The following is a 12511-nucleotide window of genomic DNA, read 5'->3' as shown; positions in this document are numbered from 1 at the left end:
GACGCCATGCGCGCGCAGTTCGTCCTGTCGGAGATCGGTGTGGGTCTCCGCCGCAATCTCACGATGACTTTCGCGGTCGTCATCTCGGTGGCCCTCTCCCTCGCCCTGTTCGGCGGCTCCCTGCTGATGCGGGACCAGGTCAGCTCGATGAAGGGCTACTGGTACGACAAGGTCCAGGTGTCGATCTTCCTGTGCAACAAGGCGGACGCCGAGGCGGACGCCAACTGCTCCAAGGGTGCCGTGACCTCGGAGCAGAAGCAGCAGATCAAGAGCGACCTGGGCAAGCTCGACATCGTCGAGCAGGTCTACTACGAGTCGGCAGACGAGGCCTACAAGCACTACAAGGAGCAGTTCAAGGACTCCCCGCTGGCCGCCTCGCTCACCCCGGACCAGATGCAGGAGTCGTACCGGATCAAGCTGAAGGACCCCGAGAAGTACAAGGTCATCGACACCGCGTTCTCCGGGCGGGCCGGTGTGCAGTCGGTCGAGGACCAGCGGGACGTGCTGGAGAACCTGTTCAACCTGCTCGGCGGCATGAACGTCGCGGCGCTCGGGGTGATGGGTCTGATGCTGGTCGTGGCCCTGCTGCTGATCGTCAACACGGTGCGCGTCTCGGCGTTCAGCCGCCGGCGGGAGATCGGCATCATGCGGCTCGTGGGTGCGTCCGGCTTCTACATCCAGGCGCCGTTCATCATGGAGGCCGCGATCGCGGGCCTGATCGGCGCGGGCTTCGCCGGGACGCTGATCGTCGGCGGCAAGTACTTCCTGGTCGACCAGTGGCTCGCGGAGAAGATCCCGCTGGTCAACTTCATCGGCTGGGACGTCGTGCTGACCAAGCTGCCGCTGGTCCTGGCGATCGGACTGCTCATGCCGGCCATGGCCGCGTTCGTCGCGCTGCGGAAGTACCTCAGGGTCTGACGGGTGGCGCGCGGCGACGGAGAAGTGTGCCGCACGTCACGGCATGATCCGGGGGTGTGACGCACGCCAACGGGGCCGTACCGGCAAGGGCCGCTACGGCCCCCGTCGTTGTCCTAGACTCGCCGACATGTCGGGCCGTGACCTGTTCTCCCAGCCCCGCCGCATCCGCCGCGGGGCGGCCCTGACATTGGTCTTCGCGAGCGTGCTCGCCACCGGCGCCGCGACCGGCTCCTTCGACGACCCGTACCGCAAGGACGACGCCACCGGCGCACCCCGCTCCACCCCCGCCGCCCGGCAGCAGGACGTCGCCGAGGCCGCCGCCGAGGCCATGGCCGAAGGCAAGTCCCCCGTGGAGGCCGCCGAGCGGGCCGTCAGCCGCAGCGGCGACCGCTGGGGCGCGGTCTACTCCGAGGGCGAGTACGAGGAGTTCCAGGAGGCCCTCGACGGCGAGTACACCGGCGTCGGGCTGTGGGCACGGCTGCGCCGCGACGGCCGGGTCGAGATCACCCGCGTCCAGGACGGCTCGCCCGCCGCCGACGCCGGGATCCGCGCCGGGGACCGGCTTGTCAGCGTCGACGGCGAGAAGGTCGACGGGCGCCCCGTCACGGACGTCGTCTCCTTACTGCGCGGCGACGCGATCGACGGGAAGGACGACACCGCCGAGGACGCCGCCGCCGGTACGAAGGTGTCGCTGGTCCTGCGGCGCTCCACCCGGACCTGGCAGGAGACCCTCCGCAGGGCCCGCCTGTCCACCGAGGACGTCACCGTCAGCAGCCTCGCCGACGGGATCACCGTGATCAAGGTCGACGCGTTCACCAAGGGCTCGGGCGACCAGGTGCGCGCGGCCGTCGAGCAGGCCGCGGACGCGACCGGGTTCGTGCTCGACCTGCGGGGCAACTCCGGCGGCCTGGTCGCCGAGGCCGTCACCGCCTCCTCCGCCTTCCTCGACGGCGGCCTCGTCGCCACCTACGACGTCAACGGCGAACAGCGCGCCCTGCACGCGGACACCGGCGGCGACAGCACCAGACCGCTGGTCGCGCTGGTCGACGGCGGCACGATGAGCGCGGCCGAACTGCTCACCGGAGCGCTCCAGGACCGGGGCCGCGCGGTGGTCGTCGGCTCCCGCACCTTCGGCAAGGGCTCCGTGCAGATGCCGAGCCGCCTCCCCGACGGGTCCGTCGCCGAGTTGACCGTCGGCCACTACCGCACCCCCTCCGGCCGCGGTGTCGACGGCCGGGGCATCACCCCCGACCTGGACGCCGGCGACGACGCCCTCCAGCGGGCCGGGACGGTGCTGGGCGGGCTCGGCGAGTACCGGTAATGCCTTTCCCCGGCACCCCCGCGTAGTGCGAAAATGGACGGCACTATGAGCAAGGGAATGTACGTACCCAAGGAGTCGCAGCCCAAGCAGGGCGGGGCGGCCGCCAAGGCGAGGGACGGCGAGAAGGGCGGCAAGCGCAAGATCGTCGCCCAGAACAAGAAGGCCCGCCACGACTACGCGATCATCGACACCTACGAGGCCGGGCTCGTCCTGACCGGCACCGAGGTCAAGTCGCTGCGTGAGGGCCGGACGTCGCTGACCGACGGCTTCGTGCAGATCGACCGGGGAGAGGCGTGGCTGCACAACGCGCACATCCCCGAGTACCACCAGGGCAGCTGGACCAACCACTCGGCCCGCCGCAAGCGGAAGCTGCTGCTGCACCGCGAGGAGATCGACAAACTGGAGTCCAAGGCGCAGGAGACGGGCCACACGATCGTGCCGCTCTCGCTGTACTTCAAGGACGGCCGCGCCAAGGCGGAGATCGCGCTCGCGCGGGGCAAGAAGGAGTACGACAAGCGGCAGACCCTGCGGGAGAAGCAGGACCGGCGGGAGTCGGACCGCGCCATCGCCGCGGCGAAGCGCAGGCAGCGCGCGTAGCCGCGGTGACGCGCGCGTGGCCGCCGGGAATACGGTGGCATGCGCTCGCGTTGGTCACGTACGATGGCATCCGCACCTCACAGCGGGTGCGAGCGCCCTCCTCGGAGGGTTGACAACACAACATGGGGATGATCGGTTTCGACAGCGGATGTCGAAGCAGGGGAAGCGTGTCGAGGAAGCGGCCATGATCTCGTAAACCACAGGCCGAAAAAAATAATCGCCACTGTTAAGAGCGATTCTCCCGAGCAGCGCTTCGCTCTCGCCGCCTGATCTCAGGTAGCGAGACCGAACCTCTCATTCAAAGGGAGTGTCAGCCCGGGGCTGTTCCCGACCCGGATCCTGGCATCAGCTAGGGGACTAAACCTTGATCCCGGTCACGGGGTGAAGAGGGAAACCAAACAGTGACTGAGCCCGTCGGCGACTTGTTCGCGTGATCGCCGGGGCTGAGAAAATCACAGCGAACTGCACACGGAGAAGCCCTGGTTCCGCACCGTTGGACGCGGGTTCGATTCCCGCCATCTCCACAATTCCCATGTGAAGCACGAACAGCGGGGCCCGGCGGTCGACCAGACCACCGGGCCCCGCTGCGTCGTACGCCCGGCCCTCTCTTTGGTCCTCAGCCCGTCAGGCGGTGGGCCGTGCTCGCCCGTGGGGTCAGGCGGGCGGGGAGCAGGGTGGCTTCGGGGACGGGGGCGCCGTCGAGCTTCCTCATCAGCAGGTTCACGGCCTGCTCGCCCAGCTCGGCGGACGGGATGGCGATCGACGTCAGGGGGACCCGCAGGGACGTGGCCAGGTCGTCGGGGCACAGCGCCGTGATCGAGAGGTCCGCCGGGATGCGCAGGCCGAGGTGCTCGAACGCGTCCAGCAGGGGGTCGAGGACGGCCTCGTTGTGGACCACCACGCCGGTGAGGGCGGGGTGTTCGCGCAGCAGTCGCTCGGCGACCTCGCGGGCCGCGGCGGGCGTGGCCTCGCAGGGGTGGACCGTGGACGTCATGCCGTGGCGGGTGGCGGCGGCGGTGAAGCCCTGGAGGACGCGCTGCGCGAACGACGTCTGGCGGACGTACACCTCGGGCGGCGAGCCGATCAGGCCCACGACCCGGTGGCCCAGACCGGCCAGATGGTCCACGCACACCTCGCCCGCCGCCCGGAAGTCCAGATCGATGCAGGTCATTCCGTCGGCCGCGGAGGGGAAGCCGATCAGCACGGACGGCCGGTCCAGGGTGCGGAGCAACGGCAGCCGTGGATCGTCGAGTTGGACGTCCATCACGATCAGCGCGTCGACGAGGGCCGACTCCGCGACCCGGCGCAGCCCCTCCTCGCCCTCCTCCTGCGTCACCAGGAGCACGTCGTGGTCGTGCGCGCGGGCCGACGTCACCACCGACACCGCGAAGCCCATCACCACCGGCACATGGATCCCGGCCCGCAACGGCACCACCATCGCCAGCACGTTCGACTTGCTGCTGGCCAGGGCGCGGGCCCCCGCGTGCGGGCGGTAGCCCAGCTCGCGGATGGACGCCGCCACCCGTGCCCTGGTCTCCGCCGAGATCGGGCGCTTCCCGCTCAGCGCGTACGACACGGTGCTGGGGGAGACCCCCGCGTGCCGCGCCACATCCGTGATCTTGACCGTCACCGCGCTCCACCGCCTTCCGGGCCCGGCTCCACGTCCATCGTCAGGAAGCCCGTGCCGGGCTCCGCCCGGACCTCCCGCCCGTCCGTCCACAGACCCCACGGTGCTCTCGGGTCGCCGCAGGATGCCCGCAGGACGTTGCCCTCCCGCACGACGGTGAACGTCACGTCGCCCACCCGGACGGTCACCTGCGCGCCGTGGGCGAGGCCGTACGCGCGCAGGGTGACGCCGTCGGCGTGGTCGTAGTCCGGGCGGTCCGTCACCGCGCCCACCGGGATCACCGCGCCCGGACGCACCAGCAGCGGCAGGCTCAGGAAGCCGTGGCGTTCGCGGACCCAGCGGGGGCCGGTGACCGTCCCGCCGGCCAGGTAGTGGGTCCAGGTGCCCTCGGGGACGTAGTACGAGACGTCGCCCTCGTCGCTGAAGACGGGCGCCACGAGGAGGTCCGGGCCCAGCATGTACTGCCGTTCCAGATGGGCGCAGCCGGGGTCGTCGGGGAACTCCAGCACCATCGCGCGCATCATCGGCACGCCCTCGCCGTGGGCGGTGCGCGCGGCCTCGTACAGGTAGGGCATCAGGCCGAGCTTGAGGTGGGTGAACGTCCGCAGGACGTCCACCGACTCGTCGTCGAAATGCCAGGGGACCCGGTACGACGACGAGCCGTGCAGCCGGCTGTGGGAGGACAGCAGACCGAAGGCGATCCACCGTTTGAACAGGGCGGGCGTCGGGGTGCCCTCGAAGCCGCCGATGTCGTGGCTCCAGTACCCGAAGCCCGACAGCCCCAGCGACAGACCGCCCCGCAGCGACTCGGCCATCGCCTCGTACGTCGACTCGCAGTCGCCGCCCCAGTGGACGGGGAAGCGCTGGCCGCCGGTGGTCGCGGAGCGGGCGAAGAGGACCGCCTCGCCCTCGCCGCGGTGCTTGCGCAGCACGTCGAAGACGGTGCGGTTGTAGAGGTAGGTGTAGTAGTTGTGCATCCGCTCGGGGTCCGTGCCGTCGGACCACGCCACGTCGAGCGGGACCCGCTCGCCGAAGTCGGTCTTGAAGCAGTCGACGCCCTGGGCGAGCAGCGCCTCCAGCTTCGCGGCGTACCACTCCCGGGCGGCCGGGCTGGTGAAGTCGACGAGGGCCATGCCGGGCTGCCACAGGTCCCACTGCCAGACACCGCCGTCGGGTCTGCGGAGCAGATGGCCGAGCGCCCTGCCCTCGGCGAACAGCGGTGAGCGCTGGGCGATGTACGGGTTGATCCACACGCAGATCCGCAGGCCCCGCTCCTTGAGGCGGGCCAGCATGCCCTCCGGGTCGGGGAAGACCCGCGGGTCCCACGCGAAGTCGCACCACTGGAACTCCCGCATCCAGAAACAGTCGAAGTGGAACACCGACAGCGGCAGCCGGCGTTCCCGCATGCCCTCGATGAAGGAGGTCACCGTCTCCTCGTCGTAGGAGGTGGTGAAGGAGGTCGACAGCCACAGACCGAAGGACCAGGCGGGCGGCAGGGCCGGACGGCCGGTGAGGGCCGTGTACTTGCGGAGGATCTCCTTCGGGGTGGGGCCGTAGATGACGTAGTACGTCAGCCGCTGCGTCTCCGCGCTGAACTGGACCCTCGACACGACCTCGGAGGCCACCTCGAACGACACCTTGCCGGGATGGTCCACGAAGACGCCGTAGCCCGCGTCGGTCAGGTAGAACGGCACGTTCTTGTAGGCCTGCTCGGTGGCCGTGCCGCCGTCCGCGTTCCAGACGTCGACGACCTGGCCGTTCTTCACGAGCGGGCCGAAGCGTTCGCCGAGGCCGTAGACGCAGGTGCCGACGCCGAGGTTCAGCTGCTCGCGCAGATGGTGGGCGCCGGAGCCGTCCCGCATGATGCCCATGGACTTGGGGCCGCTGGTGGTGAGGGTGCGGCCGTGGGCGAGGAAGTCGACGTGCCAGGGGCCGGTGCGGGCCACGCGCACGGAGAGGGCGCCCGCGGTGAGGGTGGCGTGCTCGTCGTCGTACGCGGTGTGCGGGGTGAACTCCTCGGTGGTGAGCTCGAACTCGGGGCCGCGGGGCGGCTCGCCCTCGAAGTGGGTGAGGGTGACGCCGATGACGTCGGGCATCGGGGCGTGGGCGCTGACCGTCACGACCGGTCCCTTCAGCAGGTCGCCGCGGTGGCGGACGGGCCGGGTGGGGGCGTGGATCTCCAGGGCGCCCGCGTCGGTGGCGGTGACGTCGAGGGCCTGGACCGGGTGGGCCGCGGTGACGCCCTCCCGCAGCAGCCAGTAGCCGTCGGTGAACTTCATGTGGGGGCCTCTCCTTACGTCACGGCCTACTTCACGGCTCCCACGGCGATGCCGCGGGTGAGAGTGCGCTGGAAGACGAGGAAGAAGACGAGCGCGGGCAGGACCCCGAGGAGGGCCGCGGCGTTGGTCATCGTGGCGTCCATCAGCCGCTGGCCCTGGAGGACGCCGAGGGCCACCGACACCGTCTGGTTGTCGTTGGAGATCAGCATCACCAGCGGGAGCAGGAACTCGTTCCACGTCCAGACGAAGAAGAAGACGAGCAGCACCCCGAGGGTGGGGCGGCTGACCGGCACGACGATCCGCCAGAGCATCTGCCACGCGTTCGCGCCGTCGATCCGGGCCGCCTCGACGATCTCGCGCGGGAAACGGCCGAGCACCGAGGCGAGGAGGTACGTGCCGAACGCGGCCTGGAGGGCCGTGAAGACGATGACCACGCTGAGGCGGGTGTCGTAGAGGCCGGCCTCCTTGGACAGGTGGTAGACGGGGTAGACGAGCGCCTCCTGCGGCAGCGTGTTCGCGAGGACGAAGAAGGCGAGCACCCAGGCGCGGCCCCGCACCCGGCCGATGCCGATCGCGTACGCGTTGAGGACGGACAGCACGACGGCGAGGACGGCGACCGAGCCGCTGATCAGCACCGAGTTCAGGAGCTTTCGGCTGTAGTCGACCCGTTCCCAGAAGTCCTTCAGGCCGTCCAGGTAGAGGCCCTCGGGGAGGCTGAGGGGCCCGTTCGCGGAGTACTCGGCGGGGGACTTGACCGCGTTCATCGCCACGATCACGAACGGGACGACCATGAGCAGGGCGGCCAGGCACAGCGCCACCAGCACCGGGTAACGGTGTACGGCCGACCTCATCGGACGCTCCCCTCCTCGTCGTCCTCGGCACGCGTCTGGAGCTTCAGCCCGATCACCGCCAGCACGAGGATGAGCACGGTCAGCACCGTGGAGACGGCGGCGCCGTAGCCGACCTGGGTCTTCTCGAAGAACGTGGTGAAGGAGAAGTACGACGGCACGTCGGTGGCGCCGCCGGGGCCGCCCTTGGTGAGCACGTACACCGCGCCGAACACCTTCAGCGCGGCGATCGTGCACCACAGCAGCACGACATGGATCTCGGGGCGGATCTGGGGCAGGGTGACGTGCCGGAAGCGGCGCCACCAGTCGGCGCCGTCCAGCTCGGCGGCCTCGTACAGCTGCGGGTCGACGCGTTGCAGGCCCGCCATGAAGACGACCAGCGGGAAGCCCAGCTGCACCCACACCATCACGGCCATGACGGTGTAGAGGGCCAGGTCCGGGTCGCCCAGCCAGTCCCGCTGCCAGCCGTCCAGCCCGACCGCCTTCAGCAGCTCGTTCAGGGAGCCGTTCTCCGGGTCGAGGATCCAGCTCCAGACGATGCCGGCCACCGCGATCGGCAGCACCTGGGGGAGGTAGAAGCAGGCCCGCAGGACCGCGGTGATCCGGCCGCCGTGCCGGCCGGCGACGTCGAACAGGGCGGCGGCGAGGACGAGTCCGACGGCCGTCGGTACGGCCGCCATGGCGACCACCATGAACAGGCTGTGCCGGAACGACGCCCAGAAGGCGGCGTCGCCCCACAGCTCGCGGTAGTTGGCGAGCCCCGACCAGGTGGGTGTCCCCACCCCCCGCCAGTCGGTGAAGCTCACCCCGGTGTTCATCAGGAACGGCACGACCACCACGGCGAGGAAGGCGAGGGCGCCGGGGAGGAGGAACAGGGCGTGGGAGTCGCGGGCGCGGCTCCTCATCGCTTCGGCGCGTCCTTCGCGTACGCCTCGCCGATCGCGTCGAGGAACTCGTCCGGTGACGCATCGCCCGTGATCAGCTTCTGGGTCTCGGAGACCAGGACGTCGTAGAAGCCGGCGACGGGCCAGTCCGGGTAGTAGGCCAGGCCGTCGTCGCGGGCGAGGGCGGTGAAGTCGTCGATCAGGGCCTTGGCGCGCGGGTCGGTGACGGCGGCCGGGTCGGCGGCCACCGGGACGCCGCCCTTGTCGCCGAGCAGGTTCTGGATCTTCTCCGACAGGGTGATGTCGATGAAGTCGTAGGCGAGTTCCTTGTTCCGCGCGCCCTCGGGGACCACCCAGAGGTTGCCGCCGGAGCCGAGGGTCAGCGCGCTGTCGGGCCACAGGAACGTGCCCCAGTCGAAGGACGCCTCCTCGGTGAACCGGCCGTACCACCAGCTCCCCGAGAACAGGATCGGCGTCTTCCCCCGGATGAAGGAGACGCCCGCGTCCTCGGACTTCGTCCCGCTGGACTTCTCGCTGATGTACCCCTTCTCCACCCACTCGGCGAAGGTCTCCGCCCCGTACGTCCAGGCCGCGTCGTGGAAGTCCGGCTTCCCCCGGTAGAGCTGGTAGGCGTCCACCCAGGCGCGGTCCGCCCTGCTCAGCGCCAGCTGGTACAGGTACTGCTGCGCCATGTACTCGGCGCCCGCGTTCGCCAGCGGGGTGATGCCCGCGTCGACGAACTCGTCCATCGCGGCGGTGAGTTCGGCGAGGGTGGTGGGCTCGTCGATGCCGTGCTCGGCGAACAGGTCCTTGTTGTAGAAGACCATCGTGTACTCGGCGTAGTTCGGCACGCCGAACCACTTCCCCGAGCCCATCACGCCGTTCGCGTCGTACCGGCTGGTGGTGCGCACGGTCGCGCCGAGCTTCTTGTCCCAGCCGCGCTCGGCGACCTCCGGGCCGAGGTCGGTGAGCAGGCCCTGCCGGGACAGCAGGCCCGCGCTCGCGTTGCCCTTGTTGTACTCCATCAGGTCAGGTGCGTCGGAGGAGTTGAGAACCATCGGGGCGGTCTTGCGGATCTGCTCGAACCCCTTCTCCTCGAACTCCACCCGCACGCCCGGATGGGTCCTCTCGAACTCCTCGACCGCCGCGTTCCAGGCCACGCCCATCGCGCTGTCGGGGCCCTCGTAGTGCCACAGCCGGAGGGTTCCACCGTCCGCACCGCCGTCCGAGCCGCCGCAGGAGGCGAGGAGCAGCGCGCCGCCCAGGGCGGCCGCGGCCACGGCCGTGCGGCGCCGTCGCGCCGCCCCGGCCGGGGGCGTTCGAGGGCTTCTCCGGTCCGATCCGCGCCGTCCCGCCGTCGTCGTACGCCGTCGTGCCGTCAACATCCAGTGCCTCCGGGGGAGTCGGATGGTTCTCGGTGCGCTGCGCAGTCGAATCGTTTCGACGGGCCATGTCGAAGCGCTTCGACGGGGGAAGGTAAAGGTGGGGCGTGGACACGTCAATGGGATGGGCGGAAAACGGCCGGACGCCGCCTCGGCGCGGCCAGGGCCAGCACCAGGGCCAGCGTGGCGGCCGCCACCGGCACCGCGAAGCCGGTGGTGGCCGGGCCCGGACCGTGGTCCACCATCCAGCCGCCGAGCGCGGAACCGCCCGCGATGCCGCCGAGGAGGCCGGTGACCGCGAGCGTCATGCCCTCGTTCAACTGGCCCTCGGGGGTGCGCTCCTGGATCAGGGACATCGCCGTGACCATGGTGGGCGCGGTGGCCATGCCGGCCACCAGGAGGGCGCCGGCGAGGGGCAGGAGCGAGCCGGTGGACGAGGCGGTGAGCCACGGCAGGGTCATCAGCGCCGCCATGGCGGCGAGGCAGAGCGGGAAGCGGCGGTCGGCGGGACCGGTCACCCGTATCGCCCCGAACGCCAGGCCCGCGGCGCAGGAGCCGGCCGCCTGGAGGCCGAGGACCAGGCCCGCCGCGGAGGCCTCGCCGTGGGTGTCGGCGTGGGCGATCGTGACGACCTCCAGGGAGCCGAAGACGGCGCCCATGGCGAGGAAGACGGCGAGGAGGGAGGGGACGCCGGGGGCGCGGACGGGCGACCTCGCGGCCGTACGGCCGCTCGGCGGGGGCTCGGTGGCGCGCTGGGCGGCGAGGACCAGCACGCCGGTCAGGAGGACGAGGCCGCCGACCAGGGTGCCCGCCTCGGGGAACAGGGAGGTGCAGAGGAAGGCGGCGAGGACGGGGCCGACCATGAAGCACAGTTCGTCCACGGCCTGTTCGAAGGAGTTCGCGGTGTGCAGGGCCGCCGGGTCGTCCTTCAGGAGGTGGGCCCAGCGGGCGCGGGCCATGCCGCCGGTGTTGGGTGCGGTGGCGGTCGCGGCGTAGGAGACGAAGAGGGTCCAGGCCGGGGCGTCCGCGTGGACGCAGGCGACCAGGGCGAGGCCGCCGACGAGGGCCAGGGCGGTGGCGGGGACGGCGACGCGGGCCTGGCCGTGGCGGTCGACGAGACGGGCCGTGAGGGGGGCGACCAGGGCGGTGGCGGCGAGGCCGGTGGCGACGACGGCGCCGGCGAGGGCGTAGGAGTCGCGGGCGGGGGCGATCATCAGGATCGCGCTCACGCTGAACATGCCCATGGGGAGCCGGGCGAGGAAGGCGCCGAGCGCGAAGGCGCGGCTGCCGGGGATGTGGAAGAGGCGGCGGTAGGAGGGTGTGCGGGTGCGCGGGCGGGCCCGGGTGGGTTTCCGGGCGCCCGAGGGGGTGGGCGTACCGGTGCGTCGGCGGGTGCGGGTGCGTCGTGGCTGGTCGCGCTGTTCCCCGCGTCCCCGGGGCCGGCTGGGGCGGACGTCGGCTGGCATGGGCCCAAGCCTGCTGTCGCCCTTGATCCACCGTCCAACACCTACTCGGTGGTGATTGACGCACTCTGGTTGTAGGTTCGGCGGATGTCCCTCGCCCCCGACGCCGTCGCGCCGCGGCTGCTGCGCGCCTTTCTCGCCGTCGTCGACGAACTGCACTTCACCCGCGCCGCCGCCCGGCTCTACGTCGCCCAGCAGGCGCTGAGCCGCGATGTGCGGCGGCTGGAGCGCGAGCTGGGCGTGGAACTGTTCGTGCGGACGACCCGGCAGGTGGCGCTGACGCCCGACGGGGAGCGGCTGGTGCCGTACGCACGGCGTGTGCTGGAGGCGCAGGACGCGCTCGTGGAGGCGTTCCGGCAGGCCCGGCCGTTGCTCGTGGACCTGAACTCGCCGGGGCTCGCCACCGGGGTGCGGGTGCTGCGGCGGGCCCGCGAGCTGGTGCCCGACGTGGAGCTGCTGGCGCGGTACGAGAGCGGGCTCACGCATGCCGCCGCCGAGATCCTCGCCGGGCGGCTGGACGTGTCGTTCGGGAGGTTCGCGGGGCTCGACCCGGCGGTGCGGGCCGGGCTGGAACAGCAGCCCGTGCGGTACGAGCCGATGGCGGTGATCCTGCCCGACGACCACCGGCTGGCCGCCCTGGACGCCGTGCCGCTGGCGGAGCTGAGGGGCGAGACCGTGTACGCGGGGGCCGGCAACCCCCGCACGCCGGAGTGGACGGAGCTGGCGCGGGAGCTGTTCGCCGGGCGGGGGATCGAGCTCGCGCCCGCGGCGCCCCTCGTCGTGGGCGAGGAGGAGTTCGCCCGGTTCATGGCCAAGACGCGGACGCCCGTGCTGGCGGTGGTGGACTTCCCGCCCATGCCGCGCAGCGTGCTGCGACCGCTCGTCGACCCCGTCCCGCTGTCGCCCGTCTCGCTGGTGTGGCGCAAGGGGCTCACGCACCCCGGGCTCGACGCACTGAGGCGGGCCGCCGTCGAACACGCGAAGGCGGAAGTATGGCTATCACATCCGCAGGACGGGTGGATTCCGGCCGCAGATGCACTCGTCATGATGACTTTCACCAGATAGTACGCATAGTGCCTCTCGCCCCCCTCTAGATTCGGGCCTCCGGGTGCGTGTGATGGGCGGGGCGCCCCGGATCGGGTGGGGGCCCGGTCCGGTACAGGAAAGTGCGAGAGTCCGGCATCGAACACGC

10 protein-coding genes and 1 other RNA gene are annotated in these 12511 nt (G+C 71.1%); 5 read left to right on the top strand and 6 right to left on the bottom strand.

Features of this window, described 5'->3' with window-relative positions:
• The first annotated feature begins 6 nt into the window (after window positions 1-6).
• The 4 genes from ftsX (at window position 7) to ssrA (ending at window position 3363) form a co-directional block, all read left to right on the top strand.
• Window positions 7-918 carry a permease-like cell division protein FtsX gene (ftsX, locus tag GSY65_RS14255; RefSeq protein ID WP_159768074.1) on the top strand — a complete coding sequence of 304 codons (912 nt, stop codon included), beginning with the start codon at window positions 7-9 and terminating at the stop codon, window positions 916-918.
• Window positions 919-1045: 127 nt separating this feature from the next.
• The gene (locus GSY65_RS14250; RefSeq protein WP_159768072.1) at window positions 1046-2239 is read left to right on the top strand and encodes a S41 family peptidase; all 1194 of its coding nucleotides are present in this window, start codon (window positions 1046-1048) and stop codon (window positions 2237-2239) included.
• Between the two features lie 57 nt (window positions 2240-2296).
• The gene (gene smpB, locus GSY65_RS14245; RefSeq protein WP_159775938.1) at window positions 2297-2836 is read left to right on the top strand and encodes an SsrA-binding protein SmpB; all 540 of its coding nucleotides are present in this window, start codon (window positions 2297-2299) and stop codon (window positions 2834-2836) included.
• 124 nt (window positions 2837-2960) lie between these two features.
• Window positions 2961-3363: a transfer-messenger RNA gene (gene ssrA, locus GSY65_RS14240) on the top strand.
• 89 nt (window positions 3364-3452) lie between these two features.
• Here ssrA and GSY65_RS14235 read toward each other — a convergent pair.
• The 6 genes from GSY65_RS14235 to GSY65_RS14210 form a co-directional block, all read right to left on the bottom strand.
• Window positions 3453-4466, bottom strand: coding sequence for a LacI family DNA-binding transcriptional regulator (locus GSY65_RS14235; RefSeq protein WP_159768070.1), 1014 nt, complete (start codon window positions 4464-4466; stop codon window positions 3453-3455).
• Window positions 4463-6742 carry an alpha-xylosidase gene (yicI, locus tag GSY65_RS14230; RefSeq protein ID WP_159768068.1) on the bottom strand — a complete coding sequence of 760 codons (2280 nt, stop codon included), beginning with the start codon at window positions 6740-6742 and terminating at the stop codon, window positions 4463-4465. Before yicI ends, GSY65_RS14235 begins: the two co-directional genes overlap by 4 nt.
• 26 nt (window positions 6743-6768) lie before the next feature.
• Entirely contained in the window at window positions 6769-7593 is an 825-nt protein-coding gene (locus tag GSY65_RS14225; RefSeq protein ID WP_159768066.1) for a carbohydrate ABC transporter permease, read from the bottom strand.
• Window positions 7590-8495, bottom strand: coding sequence for a carbohydrate ABC transporter permease (locus GSY65_RS14220; RefSeq protein WP_159768063.1), 906 nt, complete (start codon window positions 8493-8495; stop codon window positions 7590-7592). Before GSY65_RS14220 ends, GSY65_RS14225 begins: the two co-directional genes overlap by 4 nt.
• The gene (locus GSY65_RS14215; protein ID WP_236579785.1) at window positions 8492-9754 is read right to left on the bottom strand and encodes an ABC transporter substrate-binding protein; all 1263 of its coding nucleotides are present in this window, start codon (window positions 9752-9754) and stop codon (window positions 8492-8494) included. Before GSY65_RS14215 ends, GSY65_RS14220 begins: the two co-directional genes overlap by 4 nt.
• 218 nt (window positions 9755-9972) lie before the next feature.
• Window positions 9973-11322 carry an MFS transporter gene (locus GSY65_RS14210; RefSeq protein WP_159768057.1) on the bottom strand — a complete coding sequence of 450 codons (1350 nt, stop codon included), beginning with the start codon at window positions 11320-11322 and terminating at the stop codon, window positions 9973-9975.
• Window positions 11323-11406: 84 nt separating this feature from the next.
• Here GSY65_RS14210 and GSY65_RS14205 point away from each other — a divergent pair, with 84 nt between their 5' ends.
• Window positions 11407-12384 (top strand): LysR family transcriptional regulator, encoded by a 978-nt coding sequence (locus tag GSY65_RS14205; RefSeq protein WP_159768054.1) that lies wholly within the window; start codon window positions 11407-11409, stop codon window positions 12382-12384.
• The last annotated feature ends 127 nt before the right edge of the window (window positions 12385-12511 follow it).

Origin of the sequence: Streptomyces sp. HM190 (assembly GCF_009857135.1) — a bacterium.
In the GTDB taxonomy this organism is placed as follows: Bacteria; Actinomycetota; Actinomycetes; order Streptomycetales; family Streptomycetaceae; genus Streptomyces; species Streptomyces heilongjiangensis.
The sequence above is the reverse complement of the archived record's forward strand: the minus strand, read 5'-3'. Positions and strand labels throughout refer to the sequence as shown.